29 protein-coding genes and 1 pseudogene are annotated in these 18,383 nt (G+C 34.5%); 9 read left to right on the forward strand and 21 right to left on the reverse strand.

All coding sequences use genetic code 11. The features are described from left to right. Positions 1 to 172 precede the first annotated feature (172 nt). The 13 genes and pseudogenes from LEGAS_RS07340 to LEGAS_RS07400 form a co-directional block, all read right to left on the reverse strand. Positions 173 to 1,072, reverse strand: coding sequence for a hypothetical protein (locus LEGAS_RS07340; RefSeq protein WP_013231847.1), 900 nt, complete (start codon positions 1,070 to 1,072; stop codon positions 173 to 175). 151 nt (positions 1,073 to 1,223) lie between these two features. Beyond that, positions 1,224 to 1,598 (reverse strand): hypothetical protein, encoded by a 375-nt coding sequence (locus LEGAS_RS07345; RefSeq protein ID WP_010382838.1) that lies wholly within the window; start codon positions 1,596 to 1,598, stop codon positions 1,224 to 1,226. Then, positions 1,598 to 1,888: a head-tail connector protein gene (locus LEGAS_RS07350; protein WP_010382839.1), complete on the reverse strand. Its 291-nt coding sequence runs from the start codon at positions 1,886 to 1,888 to the stop codon at positions 1,598 to 1,600. The genes LEGAS_RS07345 and LEGAS_RS07350 overlap by 1 nt, the downstream gene beginning before the upstream one ends. A 90-nt stretch (positions 1,889 to 1,978) precedes the next feature. Next, on the reverse strand, positions 1,979 to 2,689 hold the full coding sequence (locus LEGAS_RS07355; RefSeq protein WP_010382840.1) for a phage major capsid protein: 711 nt from the start codon (positions 2,687 to 2,689) through the stop codon (positions 1,979 to 1,981). After that, positions 2,686 to 3,327 (reverse strand): HK97 family phage prohead protease, encoded by a 642-nt coding sequence (locus LEGAS_RS07360; protein WP_224132616.1) that lies wholly within the window; start codon positions 3,325 to 3,327, stop codon positions 2,686 to 2,688. Before LEGAS_RS07360 ends, LEGAS_RS07355 begins: the two co-directional genes overlap by 4 nt. 70 nt (positions 3,328 to 3,397) lie before the next feature. Then, on the reverse strand, positions 3,398 to 3,832 hold the full coding sequence (locus LEGAS_RS07365; protein WP_010382842.1) for a phage portal protein: 435 nt from the start codon (positions 3,830 to 3,832) through the stop codon (positions 3,398 to 3,400). Then, positions 3,829 to 4,458: a phage portal protein gene (locus tag LEGAS_RS07370; protein WP_013231848.1), complete on the reverse strand. Its 630-nt coding sequence runs from the start codon at positions 4,456 to 4,458 to the stop codon at positions 3,829 to 3,831. The genes LEGAS_RS07365 and LEGAS_RS07370 overlap by 4 nt, the downstream gene beginning before the upstream one ends. An 11-nt stretch (positions 4,459 to 4,469) precedes the next feature. Continuing rightward, positions 4,470 to 5,552 (reverse strand): annotated as a pseudogene (locus tag LEGAS_RS10265) (terminase TerL endonuclease subunit). Then, on the reverse strand, positions 5,503 to 6,294 hold the full coding sequence (locus LEGAS_RS10270; protein WP_143471069.1) for a terminase large subunit domain-containing protein: 792 nt from the start codon (positions 6,292 to 6,294) through the stop codon (positions 5,503 to 5,505). The pseudogene LEGAS_RS10265 and the gene LEGAS_RS10270 overlap by 50 nt, the downstream one beginning before the upstream one ends. Then, entirely contained in the window at positions 6,284 to 6,760 is a 477-nt protein-coding gene (locus LEGAS_RS07390) for a phage terminase small subunit P27 family (protein ID WP_010382850.1), read from the reverse strand. Before LEGAS_RS07390 ends, LEGAS_RS10270 begins: the two co-directional genes overlap by 11 nt. Before the next feature lie 560 nt (positions 6,761 to 7,320). Further along, complete coding sequence (locus tag LEGAS_RS09975) at positions 7,321 to 7,575, reverse strand: integrase core domain-containing protein (protein ID WP_089885580.1); 255 nt, start codon at positions 7,573 to 7,575, stop codon at positions 7,321 to 7,323. A 9-nt stretch (positions 7,576 to 7,584) separates the two neighbouring features. Further along, a complete protein-coding gene (locus LEGAS_RS07395) occupies positions 7,585 to 8,001 on the reverse strand; it encodes an IS3 family transposase (RefSeq protein WP_167343929.1) in 417 nt (138 codons plus the stop codon). Positions 8,002 to 8,193: 192 nt separating this feature from the next. Continuing rightward, entirely contained in the window at positions 8,194 to 8,445 is a 252-nt protein-coding gene (locus LEGAS_RS07400) for a transposase (protein WP_010389838.1), read from the reverse strand. Between the two features lie 81 nt (positions 8,446 to 8,526). Here LEGAS_RS07400 and LEGAS_RS10365 point away from each other — a divergent pair, with 81 nt between their 5' ends. The 5 genes from LEGAS_RS10365 to LEGAS_RS07420 all read left to right on the forward strand — a co-directional run bounded on the left by LEGAS_RS10365 (position 8,527) and on the right by LEGAS_RS07420 (position 11,394). Beyond that, on the forward strand, positions 8,527 to 8,697 hold the full coding sequence (locus LEGAS_RS10365) for a tyrosine-type recombinase/integrase (protein WP_089896353.1): 171 nt from the start codon (positions 8,527 to 8,529) through the stop codon (positions 8,695 to 8,697). Positions 8,698 to 8,816: 119 nt separating this feature from the next. After that, positions 8,817 to 9,746, forward strand: a complete 930-nt coding sequence (rnhC, locus tag LEGAS_RS07405) for a ribonuclease HIII (protein WP_013231853.1) — start codon at positions 8,817 to 8,819, stop codon at positions 9,744 to 9,746. Between the two features lie 58 nt (positions 9,747 to 9,804). Beyond that, positions 9,805 to 10,092, forward strand: coding sequence for an AFWIR motif membrane protein (locus LEGAS_RS07410; protein WP_010389831.1), 288 nt, complete (start codon positions 9,805 to 9,807; stop codon positions 10,090 to 10,092). Positions 10,093 to 10,169: 77 nt separating this feature from the next. Beyond that, positions 10,170 to 10,808, forward strand: a complete 639-nt coding sequence (locus LEGAS_RS07415) for an NAD-dependent epimerase/dehydratase family protein (protein WP_010389829.1) — start codon at positions 10,170 to 10,172, stop codon at positions 10,806 to 10,808. A 58-nt stretch (positions 10,809 to 10,866) separates the two neighbouring features. Beyond that, on the forward strand, positions 10,867 to 11,394 hold the full coding sequence (locus LEGAS_RS07420; protein WP_013231854.1) for a hypothetical protein: 528 nt from the start codon (positions 10,867 to 10,869) through the stop codon (positions 11,392 to 11,394). 101 nt (positions 11,395 to 11,495) lie between these two features. Here LEGAS_RS07420 and LEGAS_RS07425 read toward each other — a convergent pair whose 3' ends face one another. Continuing rightward, the gene (locus LEGAS_RS07425; protein WP_013231855.1) at positions 11,496 to 11,948 is read right to left on the reverse strand and encodes a GNAT family N-acetyltransferase; all 453 of its coding nucleotides are present in this window, start codon (positions 11,946 to 11,948) and stop codon (positions 11,496 to 11,498) included. A 304-nt stretch (positions 11,949 to 12,252) separates the two neighbouring features. On the opposite strand from LEGAS_RS07425, the gene LEGAS_RS07430 reads away from it, so the two are divergent. Further along, on the forward strand, positions 12,253 to 12,594 hold the full coding sequence (locus tag LEGAS_RS07430; RefSeq protein ID WP_010389822.1) for a hypothetical protein: 342 nt from the start codon (positions 12,253 to 12,255) through the stop codon (positions 12,592 to 12,594). A 135-nt stretch (positions 12,595 to 12,729) separates the two neighbouring features. Next, positions 12,730 to 13,248 (forward strand): ClbS/DfsB family four-helix bundle protein, encoded by a 519-nt coding sequence (locus LEGAS_RS07435; protein WP_010389818.1) that lies wholly within the window; start codon positions 12,730 to 12,732, stop codon positions 13,246 to 13,248. 236 nt (positions 13,249 to 13,484) lie between these two features. Here the strand turns inward: LEGAS_RS07435 and LEGAS_RS07440 are convergent, their stop codons facing one another. Further along, positions 13,485 to 13,817, reverse strand: a complete 333-nt coding sequence (locus LEGAS_RS07440) for a DsrE family protein (protein ID WP_010389816.1) — start codon at positions 13,815 to 13,817, stop codon at positions 13,485 to 13,487. Between the two features lie 321 nt (positions 13,818 to 14,138). On the opposite strand from LEGAS_RS07440, the gene LEGAS_RS07445 reads away from it, so the two are divergent. Continuing rightward, positions 14,139 to 14,387, forward strand: a complete 249-nt coding sequence (locus LEGAS_RS07445; RefSeq protein WP_010389814.1) for a hypothetical protein — start codon at positions 14,139 to 14,141, stop codon at positions 14,385 to 14,387. 291 nt (positions 14,388 to 14,678) lie between these two features. Here LEGAS_RS07445 and LEGAS_RS07450 read toward each other — a convergent pair whose 3' ends face one another. The 4 genes from LEGAS_RS07450 to LEGAS_RS07465 form a co-directional block, all read right to left on the reverse strand. Beyond that, positions 14,679 to 15,236 carry a VapE domain-containing protein gene (locus LEGAS_RS07450; RefSeq protein WP_010389811.1) on the reverse strand — a complete coding sequence of 186 codons (558 nt, stop codon included), beginning with the start codon at positions 15,234 to 15,236 and terminating at the stop codon, positions 14,679 to 14,681. Beyond that, positions 15,233 to 15,667, reverse strand: coding sequence for a primase alpha helix C-terminal domain-containing protein (locus LEGAS_RS07455; protein ID WP_010389810.1), 435 nt, complete (start codon positions 15,665 to 15,667; stop codon positions 15,233 to 15,235). The genes LEGAS_RS07450 and LEGAS_RS07455 overlap by 4 nt, the downstream gene beginning before the upstream one ends. Before the next feature lie 25 nt (positions 15,668 to 15,692). Continuing rightward, positions 15,693 to 16,127 (reverse strand): bifunctional DNA primase/polymerase, encoded by a 435-nt coding sequence (locus LEGAS_RS07460; RefSeq protein ID WP_010389808.1) that lies wholly within the window; start codon positions 16,125 to 16,127, stop codon positions 15,693 to 15,695. A 106-nt stretch (positions 16,128 to 16,233) separates the two neighbouring features. Next, a complete protein-coding gene (locus LEGAS_RS07465; protein WP_010389805.1) occupies positions 16,234 to 16,434 on the reverse strand; it encodes a helix-turn-helix domain-containing protein in 201 nt (66 codons plus the stop codon). 142 nt (positions 16,435 to 16,576) lie between these two features. Between LEGAS_RS07465 and LEGAS_RS07470 the strand changes: the two genes are divergently transcribed. Further along, the gene (locus tag LEGAS_RS07470; protein WP_010389803.1) at positions 16,577 to 17,107 is read left to right on the forward strand and encodes a helix-turn-helix domain-containing protein; all 531 of its coding nucleotides are present in this window, start codon (positions 16,577 to 16,579) and stop codon (positions 17,105 to 17,107) included. A 28-nt stretch (positions 17,108 to 17,135) separates the two neighbouring features. Here the strand turns inward: LEGAS_RS07470 and LEGAS_RS10085 are convergent, their stop codons facing one another. Both LEGAS_RS10085 and LEGAS_RS09765 read right to left on the reverse strand, forming a co-directional pair. Continuing rightward, on the reverse strand, positions 17,136 to 17,309 hold the full coding sequence (locus tag LEGAS_RS10085) for a hypothetical protein (RefSeq protein WP_010389800.1): 174 nt from the start codon (positions 17,307 to 17,309) through the stop codon (positions 17,136 to 17,138). Between the two features lie 84 nt (positions 17,310 to 17,393). Then, the gene (locus LEGAS_RS09765) at positions 17,394 to 18,050 is read right to left on the reverse strand and encodes a type II toxin-antitoxin system death-on-curing family toxin (RefSeq protein WP_013231860.1); all 657 of its coding nucleotides are present in this window, start codon (positions 18,048 to 18,050) and stop codon (positions 17,394 to 17,396) included. Between the last annotated feature and the right edge of the window lie 333 nt (positions 18,051 to 18,383).

The following is an 18,383-nucleotide window of genomic DNA, read 5'->3' on the forward strand; positions in this document are numbered from 1 at the left end:
CAATTACTGCTATATCAACGTTAATAACACATTATAAAACATAATAAAAAAGAGATGGAACCAAAAGCTTTCCAAATCCTTTCCAAAATACTATAAAAACGCTGTAGAGGCACACATCAGATGAAATCCGTGGATAACGTTTTTCATCTTTTTTAGTCATAATTTCAATTTTTTATCTGGTGTATTTAGATACTTTATCTAGCCAACTATCATTATGATAAATTCTTTCGACCGCTAAGTCTCCTTGAATTACTTCCTTTTTTGATTTTTTTGAAAGTTCTTTCCAATTTTTTGAAAAGACATAAGTAGCATTTGCATAAATTAAAGATTCCATCACAACGTAATGTTCATACACAAATACTTGATAACCCGCTAGTCCCTCCACTCCCTCATATATAGCTTTGGGATTTTGAGCATTCAAAAAATCCAGTTTTCTCTTCGTATGGCTTATCCTAGATGGCTTGTAACCTAAATCATGATGTAAATAATTTTCAACCATATCCCAACTATCAGCAGGAAGTATCCGCCACTTTAGTTTCGGAACTTTTGGTTTTAACACCTGAAAATCTTCTTTAAATATATTTGCACCTTTAAATATACTCATAACCAAGTTTACAGCACGCTTAATTTTATCATAATCAGCAGCAGTATTTTTAAATGACTCTGTAATGATAACCATATCTTTTTTATCGTGCCTTATTAATGATAAATTATATTCATCGCCAAGGATATATTCTTTAACTTTAACTTCTCTTGTTCTGGATACTTCATGATAGCCATTATGATTATAGTTAGGAACGTCCCAAGAGTACGTTCTAAACTCTTTTCGCTCTGGCTTAACAATGCGCTCAAATCCAAATCTATTTTCATACGCCTTTTTATTTTTTGTAACAGGCAAGAAAGGGTTAACCAATGGTTCATTACCACCATATTCAATCAGTATTTTTTTAAGAGCCCCTAAACCTCCACTAAGGTCTTCAGATGTTATTCCCACAAATATTTTTTCATTCTCCTTGAAATCAGCCAAGTATTTCTTAGGACCAATTATGTAGTTATTTTTTGTAGTAATCATTTTTTATATTCCTCATTGTTATATTAGTTTTATCCTAATACTTTTCACTTTAAATTACAATAAAAAATACGTAAATTTTTTATAAACAAAAAAGCACCCAAACACAAATTAATGTGTCTGAGTGTATAGTCATTTTTTAAATTATTATGTTTTAATCCGTATGATTTGTGAGTGTCAAAATGTGATAATCATTGGGCTCTGTCGCTCTTTGAATGTTATACTTTGTATTTTTATCATCATCAACATGCAATACAATGCTAGTATCAAAATTAAAGGATTCAAAAGAGTCATTAGTTATTTTTCTCACTGCTAATTGAAAATCATATTTAGCGTCATAGCCCTCTATACCTGCTGTACTAGTCATGTTTGTTAAATATACTGCTGCTGGTCTGCTCCACGTTTCTACTTGAACTGTTCCGCTCATTCCGTTTGGATAATCTACCCTTTTAGATTCTATGGCTGTTATCTTATGTGTAAACCGATAGGGGCTGTTTAATAATTTAGCTGACTTACTTTGATACGCCATTATTCTCCCCCTTGATACATATTTCTGATTGAATTAAGTAGTACCATGCTCTGAATCCCAAAGCCTGACTGTTCCACGTTACCAAAATATAAACTTGAGACAATACTTCTAACTGCTTGATTAAAGATATTTTCATCAGTTCCTGATACAACGTCCGCCACCGTTTCACCTTTAACGGTTGTTGATACAATGTAGTCCTGTGCAAAATTGATTAGTGATTGAATTTGTGCTGTTTCTGATATGTTTAAATGTAGCTCATTAATAATTGTGTCCGCTGTTACGATTGCCATATTTTCACCCCTTTTAATATAAATAAAATCCTTCTTTTATTGCTCATATTTTGAGCTATGTACGCCCTAGATACGGCTAGGACTTTTTAATTACTTACCTGAATCACCAAATGTAATAAATACACCAGCGTCTGAATCAGCTACCTTAGTGTCAAAGAAAACACCACCAACTGCTACGGTTGATAAGTTACGATTCTCTTGATAAGTGAAAATCATATTTTCATTGATAGCTTCAACAATGAACGCCTTAGCGTCACCAAAGAATGCTACTTTACCAGCTCCCAATACATCACTTGAAACTACTTCAACTGGATAACCACCGATTGACTTCTTTGTAGCGTCCGTAGCCAATGGTTGCAAAATGTATGCACCTGTTGAATCCTTAGCCTTATCAAGTTCACCAAACAATTCTGCTGTCATAATAAATGACTTGTTAGTGTCTAGATAGTTCACAAATGAATCAACATTGTAAACGTCCTTAATGTCATCAATTGACTTTACTGCTTTAGGTGTGGCTGTCTTCAACAATGCCCCCACCTTTTGCAAACGTGTCAAATCACGCATAGCTGTAATGTGTTGCAAAATAACACGTTGTGCTGACTTTGAGCTGTGAGCTAATTGATATGACATTGGCAAGGCACCGCTATATAGCTTCAAATCAAAGTTCACTTCTTGAATTGCTGGGGCGTCTACTGAGACCGTGTCTGCGTTTTCTGCTGATACTTCTGTGAACCCTGCTGTTGCGTGCTTAACAACTGGAAGTGTGACGTTGTTGCTATCAACTGATACCGTATTAATCAATGACAATACACCAGTTGAGGCTTGTGGTTGGGGTATTGCTCGCTCAATAGCTCTTGTGGGATAATTGGCGCACCGTTTACCGTTGTAAGGTCACGCTTTTCAATTTTTCCCTCTAAATAAGCATTAAAGTTGCGTACTTCTTGTGATTCTGTGTCTTGTGCTTTGTTAAATGTTTGCATGTTTCTCTTTTCCCCTTGTTGAATGTTTGAATTTTCTTCTTGTGTCTCTTCTGTTTTTTCTGACATATCTAATTCTCTCTTAGCTACAATGTCCGTACCCTCATACGCTGGTACTACTGGTACCAATGAAATTTCTTGCAATGACTTTAATTTTTTAATTGTTCTGTGTGTCTCATCTTGCCAATCGTCATCTTGAACAATGAAACCAAAACTCATTTTGTTTATGATTCCGTCTTGCACCAATTCAAAAATATGATCATCTGAGGGCAATAATTCCAAACTAAAAGACAAGCCTTTTTCATCAACATTTAGTGATAAATTTTTACCTGTCTTCCCTAGAACGTTATTAAAATCATGATTGTATAAAGCAAATACATTGGTTAAATCAACATCATCAAGTGCATGAACGTCAACCGTTTCAATGAATCCCATATTTTCACTAGGACTATTAAATACAATTGCCTACCCACTCAATAAGTGTCTTTTTTCATCTGTCTTTGCTCTTATTTCAACTGTTTGTGTCAATGTGTCACTCATTTAAAACGCCTTTCTTAACTAAAATTGTATGTGCCTCATCTGCTGGCACAATACCAGTACCCACTAAATCAATAACTTGCTGAATCAGCTTGCTATTATCAAAATCAGTCAATAGTCTGAGTTCTAACTCAATTGAATCACTAATCTTTGCATGTAATTCATTTAAAATGATTGATAGATAGTTATGAATCAGTGAATCTAAATATTGCTTTTCAATCATATCTACTGAACTTTGAGCGTCATCTTGTGAGGTTACCCCAACCTTTGAGCTTGGTATGTTAAAAGCTGTGGCAACACTATTTACTGAATCACTGAGTGTCTTTGATAGATTAATCAGATTATCATTACTTGAATCATTGGTAAATAACTTTGATACCTTGACTTGTGAATCTGAAATAATCACGCTGTCATTTTCGTTAACATTCATAAACGCTTGTTTAATCTTTGCTTTTTTTCGTCTGTGGCGTCTGCCATTATCTCTAAATGTAGCTTAGGTGAGATAGATTCTTTTAGCACTGATTCAATCTGTTTGTTAGCTAGTTGTGACTGTTTTAACACTGTTTTAAGGCTCTCAATAGGTGAGTGACCGATATATCTTTCAATGCCGTATATGCCCCGACTCATAACAAAAGCTAACACTTGAGAATCGTCATAAATTCCTGAATTGTAAGGCTCATCTCCACTAGTGTTATTAATTGTGTACGTGACTTTACCTTTTTCATAATTGATAGTGACATCTGAATTATTAATCGCTGTAAGCCCTGTAACAACGCCATTAGCACCCTTTTGAATCAACATGTAAGCATTGCCGTCAATCAACAACGCGCGGTAAACATCTGTAAAATCTGTCTTGCTTAACATTTTTGATTGTCCGCCCGTGAATCGTACCGCATTCATATCATTACTAATTGTTGATACTGCCGATTGTAGCGCTGGCGTTACATTCTCTGCTTGCTCACCACTTGTAACTAATGTAAAGCCATTTTGTGGTACAAAAATAACGGGTTTCGTTGGTGAAATTCTTGAACGCTCTTCTTTTTTGAATAGTCCCATGACTCTCCTTTTTAAAATTTATATTGTTTGTAATACTCATCTATTTGTTGCTGATTCATACCACTGAAAAAATTGTTATCTGTATTATTTGTGTAGTCTTTCAAGGCATATTGTGACTCAAACATTGCTATCAGTAATGAATATAAGTTGTCTATCTTGTTGCTGTATGTATCTTTAACCACCTTGATACCATAATCATTTTTAGTTGTTCTGGCATTCAATAAAGCTGATTCCAGAACATTATCATCAGCAACAAAATGTAACTTGTTTTCAACTAATAACTGTTGTGTAAATAGGCTTGGTGGCGACATAAAAGGCGTTGTCTGTTTCACTGGTAACATGATTAAATCTGGTAACGCTTTATCAATTGAATCAGCTATGTAATCAACTCCCTATGAATCATATAAAAATATTACGGTGTATTTTTCTTGTAGTTTTTGAATATGATTCACTAACCAACTGATAACCTCATCTTCATCAATAATGCCGTTACCTGTTGCAATTGTGGCACGTCCTAATTTTTCGGCTTGTAAGTAGTCTATATCGTCATGTTCTGATTTCTTTAAAATGTCATGCTCTTGCTGATAGGTGGGTACAAACGTAGATGAATCAACATAATAATGACCGTCTGGCTGAACATATAACGTTGATATTGCTGTATTATCACCAGTCTTTGAGAGGTCTAAGCCAACATAAACAGATTCAATCACGTTAGGAGGCAACTCATTAACTTTAGCTTGTTCAATTAATTGAGCCGTTGTAAAGCTCTCATCTGTGGCGCTATTAAGCACGAATCTGTTCATAGATTTGACCACGAACTCACTTGAACCACTATTTATATTTTTTTGTCGTTCAATCTTTAAGCCTGATATACGTGATTGTTTAATAGATTCAAGTTCTAGTAAGGGATTACTCTTGACCCACAAATCAAAATCATCTGTTAGTATTTCATCATCTGAATCTTGTTCCCAAACTAGAACTAAATCACGTTCATAGTTATCAAAATCATTTAATTCAATAGCTTTTGAGTATTCTTGATAACATTCAAAAAAAAATACGGCTTTGAGGATTGCTCTGAGCCGTTGTGATTGCAATAAATTGTGAATTAGGTAGCCCCGTTTGTCCTGAGGTAACTGAATCTAGCCAATATTTATCTTTTATAGTCAAAAGCATAGCCTCATCAAGTACAAAAGTTGTAAAATGTCGGCTGTCTATGGGTGTGCTTTTAGCTGAAAATTTATTCAATACTGAACTCGTTGCTGTTACTCTCATCTCTTGCTTATTAAACTCAACTCCCAACTCTTTAAATAAGCTATTAAATATCCCTTTTTCAAGTAGTTCAAAGTTGTATGACATATAACGATACAAAACTTTTGTGTGTTCGCTGTCTAAGCTACCTAAGCCAATGTCTTTGCTGACACCTTTGGCAAAAAGTAATTGAAACATGAGATAAACAGACAACACTTGTGACTTGCCTTGTGACCGTCCCATACTTATGTATGAATATTTGTATTTAACAGTACCGTCAACATGCCACCAGCCCACTACCTGACTTAAAATAAATTTTTGAAATGATACAAGTTTAAAATTCTCACCAGTTGAGACATCTTTGAGTAGTGAGCTAAACTTGAGTATTTTAGTGACTAATTTAAGCTTATAAACATATTGAAATGTATCACTTTGTATAGTCTTCTGTAAGTCATTCATGTGGCGCTTAACTGCAAATTTTATTTTTTCACCTACAATAATCTCACCACTCAAAACTTTTAAACAATACTCAATGCTAGGCTCATTAGCATCGTATTTTTGAATGACATCACTATAATCATTCATCATCTGAGAACATCTCCATTAGCTTTTGAGCTGAGTCTTCTGAATCAACTTGTGCTAAATTAATTAATGAGGCTCTTGAGGCTGGACTGAATCCCAAAGCACTAGAGGCGCTTAATATTTCCGTTGTTGTATTTGTGATAATATCAACGGCTGGATTCTTTTTGATATATCCTTTTGTCTCATACACTGAGTCAACTTCATCTAGGCTCTTGTAGCTATCTTTTAGTGCTTGTATATTAATCACTAAAGTTAAAAGAATGCTTGAATCCGTGTTATTTATGTAGCCTGACTTGTTTAACTGTTTAGCTAGATATTCATACGAGATACGTGTGCTTTCATCTGTGATAAACTCTGGCGCTTGAGTACCTAATTCATCAAATGAGCCGTTTAAATCTTTAACTTTCTCAGTTCGTTCACGTTGGTATTTTCTAGCGCCCTTTGAATCATCTAACTTAATATTTTGTGTCATTATTCTCCCCCTTTGTTTGTTTTTTCGTGATTATATGTTATAATTTATTTATAATAAAAGTAATTAGATAGCCCGTCCACAAAGGATAGGGCTATTTTTGTGTGACCATTTTTTTATAGTTGAGTGAACACTAGCTATCAGAAAAAACATTAATATAACGCCCCCACTATAAATTTTATGTACGCTGAGAGGAAATCTAGAAGGAAACCCCCTCAACATTGTTTAACCGTGTAAAAAACCAACATGCCATCGCACAAAAGCGCGACATATCAGAAAACTTTAGAAAATAAAAAGATAGAATAAAGAAAATAAGTCTTTTGCTGTATTCAACAAGTTACATGAATCATGTTGACCCATTAAATTACACTTCGTTCAATCAATATATTTCATCAAGTCATTTCGATCAATTCATCTCAATTAACTCATACGTTTGCGCACTACGTATTCACATCAATCAACTCATCTCAATCAAATCGTGTCATCAATATACTTACTAACTGTTAGTAAATAATGCTCATAAGTCAATAATTCAGACTATTTTTTATCTAGGGCTGAATTGATTAGGCTACTTTTGTTTTTCGATTAGCAACACTGATTCTTTCGTCGTTGAACCAATGAATATACTTGGACACATCTAAAATTAGATGAGCAATCGATGGAAACCGGAATTGATAAATCATTTCACGCTTTAATAGTGAGTGGAAACTTTCAATTTTTGCATGATCGTATGGATGCCCTAGCGTTGAATACGAATGATCAATTTTGTGTCGATTTAACAAATTTTCAAAGCCAAAACTAGTGAACTGACTGCCCATATCAGTGTGTCAATAATTTGGTTTTTTATGGGTTGACAGCGCTCTTTGTAGTGTTGTAACTACTAATTTGGTATCCATCGTGGCACTGATTTGATGGGCTAATATCTGATGCGTTCGTAAATCTAAAGTCGACGCTAAATAAACCCACTGACCATTACTCAACTTTAAATAAGTGATGTCCATGCTCCAGGCATTGGCTTCTGGTAAATGCCTGATTAAGTTGAGACGTTGACAATAATCAACGGTTGTCGTTGGTTTGTTAAACCGACGACTCATAACAGAGTATATGCCAGCTTCTCGCATTAAACGACGAACTCGGTTGGTCCCATGATGAAAATTCAGATCAGCTAATGCTAGTCGCAGACGTGGCTCCCCATAAGCGCGGTGGTTATTTTGCCAAATATCATGCAATAAAGCTTTTAACATCGTATCTTCGCGGTACCCCTTGGGCTCGACATAGTGAACCCAATCTAAGTAAGTACTTTTAGGTATTTTGAGCAGTCGAAGCACCATACATAATGAGTTTAAAATGCTGTTTTAGCAATGACTGGGCAATAGGAAAATGGGTCTTACGTGTTACTTGCGATGTTCGCCTAGTAAAACGGCCGCAATTGCTTGTCAGGCTAAGCGTGATAAAATTTCATTTTCTTCTTTGAGACGTGCAACTTCTTTCTGCATCGCATTAAATTCAGCACGAGTCACTGGTTGACCCTTAACATCAGTGCCAACGATTTGGGATTTTTTGACCCAACTCGTGGCGGTTTGCACAGCCAAGTGGTATTCATTGGCTAGAGAATTAGCAGAACGTCCCTCGTTATACAAGGCAACAATCGATGATTTAAATTCTGTTGCGTATCGCGTAGCATTCATAATATAAAAAACTCCTATACTTGATTATCTCGGATTATGCCCTAGAAATAAAGCAGTCCGAATTTTCAGTATACGAGCAAAGTGTTTGCACACATGATGAGGCATCACTTTGCTACCATTGCAATTGATAAAGGAGCCAACATACGTGATGTGGCTAACTATTTAGGACATGAAAATATAGACATGACCATATTATACAATCTTGGTACATCAGAGGGAATGAAAAAACTTTCAAATACCATAAATGTATAGCAGTAAAATCCGAACATCCTTTCCAAAACCTTTCCACAAAACCTAACTTTTTAGAAATTAGGAGGCTTGAAACCCCTTTGTTATCCACCTCAACCATGAAAACTGATATACTTAATAGTATGCAAACAGTCATACAAGTTACACCATCACAATTACAAAAAATGGTAACATTTTACAAACAAGCTAGCACACCGCGCTTACCTAATGGTGCTATTTTTGCAGCAAAAAACAACAATGCATCAATTATTGGCTATAAATCTGGCAAAGTATTATTTCAAGGGTTGGGATTTGCTCAAGAAGCGGCACTTTGGCAAACTAGCACTGTTTCGACTGCCGCCAAAGCGATTGGCAAAAAATCAACAACTCCTGGCGTTAATATACCAAATGATTTCTCAAATTGGTCAGTTCTTGGTTCCGACGAGGTCGGTGCAGGCGCCTATTTTGGACCATTAACAACTGCTGCCGTTTTTGTTGCCAAAGAAAATATCAGTTGGGTGCGTCAACTCGGAATTGCAGATTCAAAAACGCTAACTGACGCTAAGATGCGTCAAATTGCCCCTGACATCATAGCAAAACTACCACACCACGTTGTTAATTTAATGCCTGAAAAATATAATATCTTGCAAAAAAACAACAATGTGAATCAAATGAAAGCCATCTCTCACAATTTCGCTCTTGGAAAAGTATTAGAAAAAATTGCTCCCACCGTTCCTACTGGTATATTAATTGATCAATTTGCACAAGAAAGTACTTATTTTAAATATTTAAATAACGCTAACCAATCAAACATTGTACAACAAAATGTCTATTTCACAACTAAAGGTGAGCAATATCATCTTAGTGTTGCTGCAGCCTCAATTTTAGCACGTGTTGTTGAGTTAGACTCGCTTGACAAGCTAAGTGATGAAGCAGGCATGCGTTTGCCCATTGGCGCAGGTAAAGCAGTTGATATGGTAGCTGCTCAATTGCTACAACAGGGCGCTGATTTAAATCACTATGCTAAGTTGCACTTTGCTAATACATTGAAAGCTGAAAAATTAAAGCGTTGATGCAATAATTGTCATTTTATAACTCACCTGAAAATTCATGAAGACGGAGGTCTATCACATGTTAACCCTACTTTTAATACCAGTCCTTATTTTATTTTTGATTATTTATTTCTTTGCTTCATTATTTACGAGTACATTTGGTGTTATACCAAGATTGATTCTAGCAATTGTTTTGGTTCTTTTAGTATCTTTCATTATTAAAAACTTTTTTGCAGTGGTTGGTGTCATCATCTTAATCTCACTCGCTTTCTGGATTAGAGTGCAACTTATCAAAAGACAAACACGGCACCACCAAAATGACAATACTTTTGATGGCCATTTTGAAGAAGTTGATAAAGATAAATAGTACGTCATTATGGTACAACATTGGTTGTCTCGTCGTACCAGTAACAATGTGTAATCAACAATAATAAAGGAGCAAACTTGGAAACTGTTATCAAGCAAAAAATAGTTATTGTTGGTGGTACAGGATTTATTGGCCAAGGACTCGTCAAAAATTTGTCCCCAGCGTTATTTGAAATTCATAGTTTATCTCGTCATGCATTTATGCCTAGTAAAAATGACATCACAATTTACCATGCTGTTGATCTTGATAAACCTGAGCAATGGCAGGCAATTATAGCTGATGCTGATTGGGTTATTGATGCCGTTGGTATTCTGTTTCCAAACCCTTTGAAACATCAAACATATCAAAAAAACAGTGTGAAGCCTGCTAAACAATTGATCGCTATTTTGAAACAAGAAACACAGCCAAAATTTCTTTTTGTTTCAGCAAATACTGGTCCTTTTTTCATGAAGCCTTACCTAAAAGCGAAATTAACCGTCGAAACATTAGCCAAAACACAATTAGGCAGCCGTGCTTTTATTGTATATCCAGGTATTGTTTTTGACAAAGACAGACGATCATCCTATTTTATAGGTATTCTCATCAAAAAATTCAGGCGCGTACCCTATTTTGACCACTTACGTTCAATTAGTAGACTTGAATTTGCAACAGAAATAGCACAAATTTTACTTGGATTTCCCAGTCATTTATTGAAACGAACTGTTACCATCAAATGAAAAACACCATCAACAATGAATTGTTTTTACACACAGTAGCAACAGAAAAGAAGAAAATATGAAAAAAACGCATGCCATTGCAAATCAATTATTACATCATCCAAGTACCATAGTTATTACTTTACTCAGTACTATGGTAGCCATCATGTTAAGCTATAACATTATTATGCGTTACGGTATTTCATGGCACGTATTTTCAACCATTTTGATATTGTACCCCTTTGTGGTGGTGTTTATATACAGTTTACGCAGGTATGTGACGTTACCTTTAGTCACATACTTACATCAATACTTTCCAAAAATATTTAAAACATGGATATCTGCCCATGTTAGTGTGCCATTTTTCGTTATTGCAGCTAACGTGACTGTTATGATGTCGATATTTACAGAAACACACCGTCATATGTATCCCGTCTTTTTTACCGGATTTCTATCAAATTGGGCAAAAACTTTTTTTGTTGCTATTCCAGTCTTTTTCTTCATTGCTCGCCCTACCGTTGTATATATTTTCAAGCGATTACAAATTAAATATCCTTTGCCAACTGTATTAGCGCCTGAAATTACCGTCATAAACACAAAAAAGTAATTCACTTTATATCAATTTTTTTACCAAATAAAACAGCAGTAACATCTAATCAATCAGATGTTACTGCTGTTTTAACATACCAATTACTAAAAATATAACCCTCAGTGAACAGCACAAACTAACGTTAACCCACGCGTATTAGTTTCTGATAAAAAACCATGTTTAAGATAAAAATATTCTGCTGGTGTCTCTTTATTTGTCTCCAAAATGATATTTCCAACACCGATTTTGTGCATATCAGCTTTAATTGCTTTCAAAAACTCAGAACCATAACCTTTTTTCTGAAAGGCTGGCGACACAAAAAAATTGTCAAGCTGATATTCAATGCCTTGATGCCATGGTTTAACAAAACCTAATGCAGCACCAATTATTTGATCATCTTGTTTATACAAATAGCAATGATTTGTATTCATTTTATTCAAACGTTCAATATAGCGTCTGATATCATCATACTTATTATTTTCATTCCAGGGCTGTTGCGCAAATACGTCGATATATAATTGTGTTACAACGTCTATATCGTTACACTCCAGTTGACTAATCTTAATACTCATTTTTATTACCCCTTACTTTTTGATGATAAATGCCTTCGTAAACAGGTATTTAAATTAATGATATAATATATGTGTATTATATCAACTTGCCATTTTAATATATTACTCTAAATAAGGTGTTCATACAATTGCCGATCTTACACGCTAGCCAAGCCTTCCAAAAAACACAAAGAAAACAAATCGGTCAGTTCAGATATTGCTTTTGTAACGCTTGCTAAATTATCACCTTTGTTCATAGTTTTTGCTAATGACATACCACATGCACGTGTATTGAATCACGTTAAAAGCATAAAGGAGAACTATTATGGATGAGAATGGCATCAATGTACCAGCAGAGGTTAAAGGTTGGAACTGGGGCGCCTTTATGTTTAACATTTTTTGGGGTATTGGCAATAAAACCTACCTGCCCCTACTTTGCTTGATCCCAATTTTTAATCTTGTTTGGTTCTTTGTTTGTGGCTTTAAGGGAAACGAATGGGCTTGGCAAAAAGGCGACTATCAAGATATTGCAACTTTTAAAGCCGTACAAGCAACATGGAATCGCGCAGGATTAGTACAATTCATCATCACCATGGCTGTTATGGTTCTATACTTCTTGTTTATAGGCACAATTATCACCTCTATTTTGAATAGCACTCATGGCTAAATTAATGTACTCACGTTAAAAATTAGCTATCAATTCAGACCTGTTTGAAGGAATCACTATTTTAGACAGATTTAGTATGCCAGTGTTACTCAAGAACGATGCTTTTTAAATATTCGAAAGGACTCTATACCTACAATGCAATCATATTCGAGTAAAGAAGCGCTCATTCAAGCAATTGAAATCAATTATAAAAAATATATAGACGAATTTATAAATATCCCCAATGAATTAAAAAATACACGAGTAGATAAAGTTGATCGTACACCTGGCGAAAATCTTTCATATCAATTAGGCTGGATTACTGCCTTACTAAATTGGGAAAAAGATGAAATTGCAGGTGAAAAAGTACATGTTCCAGCAGAAGGCTATAAGTGGAATAATTTAGGGGGGCTGTATCAATCCTTTTATGCAACATACGACACATACACACTCTCTAAGCAAGTAAATTTACTGAATCAAAAAGTGGCTGAGCTTTGCGAATGGCTATCCACGCTACCTGACGACATTTTATTTGAACCAAACAAACGTCAATGGGCAACAACAAATGCACAATGGCCGGTATGGAAATGGGTACATATCAATTCGGTCGCCCCTTTCAAAACATTTAGAACGAAAATACGTCAGTGGAAAAAATTATTACCAGCCTGTCAGTAGCAGTTTAAAAATCCAATTAATGTAGAGACAATATCAAAATTTTGTATGCGTATAAACAGTTATCCGCGTAAAGGGCATTGCATATGATTGCAATGAGAAATAATTAAGTCCCTTTACTTCATTAATTTGACAGACTGAATTAAAAAGCCTCCGATGATTATGATGTGTACCTTAAATATAAAGTAAAATAGTTTGCTCATTAAACCAGGAACTGTTATTGTGAATCATGATGTCAATTAGGGTTTAATATAACTATATCCCTGCTGTTGTTTAAGTGCTAACTCTACAACACCAACTGGCACTATTGAAGTTACTTCTTGTAAATCATCATTTGATATGTGACGTTGTGTCAGTGAATTGTTACAAACAACCATATTCACATTAGGCGCATGTATGTCATTCAAATTAATATTTGCTGTTTTGACAGTTTGCTTTACTGCCTCGCCATTTATTAATAGTTCTATATCACCCTGTATGCCGGTTTTTTGATACCAATCAACCATGTGTTTAATATTCGATAAAACTGTCGGCCATTTATCAGTCTCGTCAATATGAAAGATTACATTCATGTGCTTTCTCCTTATGAATAGATTATATACCAGTTATTGATACTTGTCGGCTTAGTGGTCGGTTATTTTACAAAAGCAATACTTGAATTAACACCTATTGGCTTTTTAGCAGGGTTTGCATTTTATGAATGGTCTGAAAATCGCAAATAAAAAGTTGAGACTCAAATGACATTCTTAATAAACTTAATATTAGTATTTTCGACTAGTAGTGTGTGGTTGATTGTCATGTTGGTTTGGTATTTGACACACCAAAAGAAATAAGCACTCACAAAGTGGCATACGTGCAGAACCACGTTAAAAGCATTACAGGGGATGACACATATGAAACACAAAATCATTAATATATTAATAGTAGTAATTAGTTTGTCTATAACCATGACTTTAATGATAGTTTCTATTGCGACAGGTACCCATTTATATTCAAAAATAGGCTCATCATTTATTGGTATTGTCATGTGTTTGGTCGCTGTTATAGAAATAAAAAAAGACGGCAAAATTATTTGGTCAAACGTTGCTCCCTATTTACCGGGTGTTTGGTTCCTATTAAATCCTTGGATTCAGTACCTTTAATAATTTTTCCTTTTTCTTATGAAAGTTATCAAGATAAAAAATGGTTGCCTTTTACAGGTCACTCTTCAGTGATTGTGTTATCTATATTGCTAACAATACAAAATATTTACCGTTTTTATATCATATCTCATTCATTGAAAAATATGATCTCTTTTTGAAGTTCTCCGAAGCTTTTTTATTTTCTAATATTCTCCTTACCTATCTTTAAATAGTTATGCTTGTCTGATATGATGTGTGTATATTAATCAGTTACAAACTATTTGGATATTAAATAAACATTCAATATCCAAACTATAAACAATGATTAGTTACTAAATAATACGGTTTAAAATTTTTTAACTGACTTTCTGGGTTATATGCTTTTGCTACTGTTCCAGTTAGGAATAATTTTGTAGTGATGGTTGTCACTTTATTCTTTGGCGCGCCTAAAAATTCCGGTAAAAATGTGTCAACTCTTTTCACACTGTCCCACTCACTTTTGGCCTCATCAAAATAACCAGTGGCAGGATTATAAGGGTTCAAACGACATACCATACTGAAAGCTCGATATACTAGTTCTGGTCTTACTGTGAAATCGTATTTACGTTGTATATACTCAACAATAAAATCGTCTGCTACATCTTCAATAATTCCTGCTTTTATAGTTCCACCTGCTATGATCATCTTGTCAATTATCTCATTGTCTCGTGTGAACTCATTAAAATGAAACTTACTGACAAACAATGGGTCATTATTAAATATTAGCGTGACATTATTTAAAACATTTTCTTTGATGCTACCTGATTTAGTTCTAACAAATTTTTTCTGCCAAGATGGGCTATGTTCTATTTTTTCAAATGTCTCTGTCATGCAATCCCCCTTTTAGCCCGCTGTCGTTCTTTGTTATAAACTGATCTAAATAAAGCATTAATTTCTTTATCTGGCAATAGCATATCACTTTCACTGTTTATTTTTTGTATGATTTGATAAGCAATATTTGGATCAACTTCAATACGTAATAAGTAACCAGACAATGACACAGCTTGCATATTCCTTTGTCCCTCAGTGAAGCCGTTAATCATCATTTCCCAACGTTCCTGAACTGTGTACCGTGCTTGCCTATACTGCTTTCCATGCCCATTAGTAGATATGCTCGTTGCTAGATCAATTAACCATTGTGCCATGATATTTGCATCAGAGAAATTGCTACCGAAATGCTGATAACCGATTGAGCCACCATCTAAACTTTTAACACTTGGCGTAACAGTGATTTTATCTGTAATTAGCTCCACACCGTCCATTAGATCATGTTTGAATGTCTTAATGTCAACCGTCAGGCACGCGGTAAAATACACGTATTCCTTGTCTTGGCGTTGTTTCAAACATCTCACTATCAAAGTTGGCATTGATGCCCGCTTGCTTTAATGAACGCAACCCATTCTTATGAGGTGTGTGCCTGTCAATATCCAAGACAACTAAATTTGTATCTTTCAGTGAGATGCCTATGTTGCTATTAGCACCATATTTCAAGAACATATCAGTAAAAAGTAAAAGTACCTTAACATCAGAAGTGGCATCTAAATGCCCGTTACTGCCTTTATACGGAGCATTTGTTCCCTGTGCCAGCAGATATACTTTAAACCCCTGCTCTATCAAATCATGACTTTTTATGATACAATCAGACTTGATAAATTCTTTATTCGCCTCTTGAACATTTGCCGTCAAACTCGTGTTCATGGGCTTTTTTTGTGTCTCATTCATTTAAATGTCCTCTTTCTTTTTTCATCGTCTTGCCCAAAGGCAACACCAACACTGAACGCCATAAAAATTATCGCTAATAATATAAATACTTCCGACAGCCACATAATCATTTCTCTTCCTCCTTTAGCAACCAATCATTCAACTTGTCAAACGTGCGCTCCTGTACAATGACCGTTTTTCCTTTAATGATGTCAGACAATGTAGAACGATTCACACCCGTAATAACAGCTAGCTGTTTTATTGTTATTCGCTTTTTAGCTTTGCTGACAAGTAGGTCTTCCGTAAATTTCTGATTAATATACTTCATGTTTTCTCCTTTTTGACAATTAGTAATTGTCTTTATGTCACTAATTATAGACAATTGCTAATTGTCTGTCAACTATTAATTGTCTTATTGTCTCAAAAATTGTATAATACATATATAAATCAAGTCTAAAAGGTAGTAAATCATGAATGAAATATGGGCATCTCGCTTGAAGTCTGAGCGATTGAAAAAGAAAAAAACTCAAAAAGATATTGCTGACTTTTTAGGAATGACCAAACAAGCTGTCCAACGCTATGAATCTAGTCTAAGCATTCCAAAATTAGCAACTTGGGAAAAACTAGCTGATTATTTTGATGTTCCTGTCTCATATTTGATGGGAATTGATGAAATGCGTAAGAGAAGCAAAGATAGTATCCAACGTATGAAACGCGATCATGGAATAGTTCTACAAACACAACTTGACAGGTTACAGAACACAGACCTAAACCCTATGCAACCGCTGACAGTAGCCAAGGCGATAGAGCTAGTAATGGATCTATACGATAAATATGACTTCAATTCAGAAGAAACTACAGAAATATCAACCATTTTGAATGCGCTAACTTTTATGATTAACAATTCCATTGATGACGATGATGACTATCAAAACACAATTGACGGCTTCACAAAACTAGTTAATAATTTAAAAGAGCAAAATAAAAAAGCCTCCGACTAAACGGGGGCTTTTCTTGTGCATATTTAAATTAAACTTTGGAAAGCATAAATAAGGCTTGCTTTACCTTCTTATCTTTAAAAATCTGTTCGTTAATATTTTCATAAAAGTGATCACTTTTTAATTCAATCTCTTTTTCATTTAGGTCTACTGTTTTAGAAAAGTTAATTTTTGAGCTTTTCGGTTGGTTATTTAGTGTAAACATATATTTGCCTCCTAATGTTTAATAAGTCTATATTATTATAACATACACATATATAATACACATATATAATACAAATTTATTTTTTCAAAGGTCTATCCATTCAAATATTTCGTATATTTCATTGAACTTTTTCATGTTTTCTAAATGAAGAGAGGAATTATTAAGTATAAACTGTTTCAATTCTGATTCACTCATTCTTTTTTCTGCGATTTTCACAGTTATATCATACAGTTCTTTAGAAGTATGGATATTAAGACTGATGAAATTTATAGCAAGAAATTGTAATCCAGTTAACATGGCTGTTCTTTTATTTCCGTTATGAAATAATTGTTTGGTAGCTATTGTATACCACAAATACGTTGCTTTATCAATTATCGTTGGATGATACTCTCTTCCAAAAGTGTATTGATCACTCAAGGCTAAAATTTGTTCCAAGCCACCCCTATCTTTTAATCCATAGTTACTGTCTTCTTTAAATAATTTTTCTGCTTGAGCATTGATGTCAACCATGTGATCTACAGATATATTATTGGTTTTCACAGTTATTAGTGCATAATAATATTTTTTTGTTTTAGTATTTACTGTTAACCGCCTATACCCCGCTCGTTGAACTGTGTGTAGGCTAATGATCGCGCTATCAAATACTTTACTTTGCACTAACAGTTTTTTAAACTCAAAAAGTTGTTTTCTATTATCATGAGAATATATATATGCACCATTAACAATCAGATCTTTTGACAAAGTGATTTATCCTTTCGGGTCATTATATATTTATCATACAATTAAATTATTTTCTGTGCAAGCACGCCCCAATTCAGGGCACTCTATCTGACGCACTGATTTGGTGCATCAGCATACAACACCTGAAAGTACACTTGTAGAGCTATGTACCAGAAGTACACCCCTAAATCTCTCTTTCGCAGATAGTTGCGAACTGCTTTCCGCACATGTGAGGAATATTCGACATATCTGTCGAAACTTGTTTTCCACACTGGAGAACTATGTATATATACATCATTAAGTGTATATTATTGAAATATGTACCACATTTTTATTTATGTGTTATTTGCTCAA

Source organism: Leuconostoc gasicomitatum LMG 18811, from assembly GCF_000196855.1.
Lineage (GTDB): Bacteria > Bacillota > Bacilli > Lactobacillales > Lactobacillaceae > Leuconostoc > Leuconostoc gasicomitatum.

Excerpts from the sequence above, each read along its gene's own strand:
- LEGAS_RS07470 (WP_010389803.1), top strand. The coding sequence starts at position 16,577 with ATGAATGAAATATGGGCATCTCGCTTGAAGTCTGAGCGATTGAAAAAG.
- LEGAS_RS07370 (WP_013231848.1), bottom strand. The coding sequence starts at position 4,458 with ATGGGACTATTCAAAAAAGAAGAGCGTTCAAGAATTTCACCAACGAAA.
- LEGAS_RS07345 (WP_010382838.1), bottom strand. The coding sequence starts at position 1,598 with ATGGCGTATCAAAGTAAGTCAGCTAAATTATTAAACAGCCCCTATCGG.
- LEGAS_RS07455 (WP_010389810.1), bottom strand. The coding sequence starts at position 15,667 with ATGGACGGTGTGGAGCTAATTACAGATAAAATCACTGTTACGCCAAGT.
- LEGAS_RS07410 (WP_010389831.1), top strand. The coding sequence starts at position 9,805 with ATGTTAACCCTACTTTTAATACCAGTCCTTATTTTATTTTTGATTATT.
- LEGAS_RS07445 (WP_010389814.1), top strand. The coding sequence starts at position 14,139 with ATGAAACACAAAATCATTAATATATTAATAGTAGTAATTAGTTTGTCT.
- LEGAS_RS10085 (WP_010389800.1), bottom strand. The coding sequence starts at position 17,309 with ATGTTTACACTAAATAACCAACCGAAAAGCTCAAAAATTAACTTTTCT.
- LEGAS_RS07460 (WP_010389808.1), bottom strand. The coding sequence starts at position 16,127 with ATGAATGAGACACAAAAAAAGCCCATGAACACGAGTTTGACGGCAAAT.
- rnhC (WP_013231853.1), top strand. The coding sequence starts at position 8,817 with ATGCAAACAGTCATACAAGTTACACCATCACAATTACAAAAAATGGTA.
- LEGAS_RS07350 (WP_010382839.1), bottom strand. The coding sequence starts at position 1,888 with ATGGCAATCGTAACAGCGGACACAATTATTAATGAGCTACATTTAAAC.
- LEGAS_RS07425 (WP_013231855.1), bottom strand. The coding sequence starts at position 11,948 with ATGAGTATTAAGATTAGTCAACTGGAGTGTAACGATATAGACGTTGTA.
- LEGAS_RS07395 (WP_167343929.1), bottom strand. The coding sequence starts at position 8,001 with ATGTTAAAAGCTTTATTGCATGATATTTGGCAAAATAACCACCGCGCT.
- LEGAS_RS07340 (WP_013231847.1), bottom strand. The coding sequence starts at position 1,072 with ATGATTACTACAAAAAATAACTACATAATTGGTCCTAAGAAATACTTG.
- LEGAS_RS09975 (WP_089885580.1), bottom strand. The coding sequence starts at position 7,575 with ATGGGCAGTCAGTTCACTAGTTTTGGCTTTGAAAATTTGTTAAATCGA.
- LEGAS_RS07430 (WP_010389822.1), top strand. The coding sequence starts at position 12,253 with ATGGATGAGAATGGCATCAATGTACCAGCAGAGGTTAAAGGTTGGAAC.
- LEGAS_RS07435 (WP_010389818.1), top strand. The coding sequence starts at position 12,730 with ATGCAATCATATTCGAGTAAAGAAGCGCTCATTCAAGCAATTGAAATC.
- LEGAS_RS07450 (WP_010389811.1), bottom strand. The coding sequence starts at position 15,236 with ATGACAGAGACATTTGAAAAAATAGAACATAGCCCATCTTGGCAGAAA.
- LEGAS_RS07390 (WP_010382850.1), bottom strand. The coding sequence starts at position 6,760 with ATGACACAAAATATTAAGTTAGATGATTCAAAGGGCGCTAGAAAATAC.
- LEGAS_RS07465 (WP_010389805.1), bottom strand. The coding sequence starts at position 16,434 with ATGAAGTATATTAATCAGAAATTTACGGAAGACCTACTTGTCAGCAAA.
- LEGAS_RS10270 (WP_143471069.1), bottom strand. The coding sequence starts at position 6,294 with ATGATGAATGATTATAGTGATGTCATTCAAAAATACGATGCTAATGAG.
- LEGAS_RS07400 (WP_010389838.1), bottom strand. The coding sequence starts at position 8,445 with ATGAATGCTACGCGATACGCAACAGAATTTAAATCATCGATTGTTGCC.
- LEGAS_RS07420 (WP_013231854.1), top strand. The coding sequence starts at position 10,867 with ATGAAAAAAACGCATGCCATTGCAAATCAATTATTACATCATCCAAGT.
- LEGAS_RS07440 (WP_010389816.1), bottom strand. The coding sequence starts at position 13,817 with ATGAATGTAATCTTTCATATTGACGAGACTGATAAATGGCCGACAGTT.
- LEGAS_RS07365 (WP_010382842.1), bottom strand. The coding sequence starts at position 3,832 with ATGAATGTTAACGAAAATGACAGCGTGATTATTTCAGATTCACAAGTC.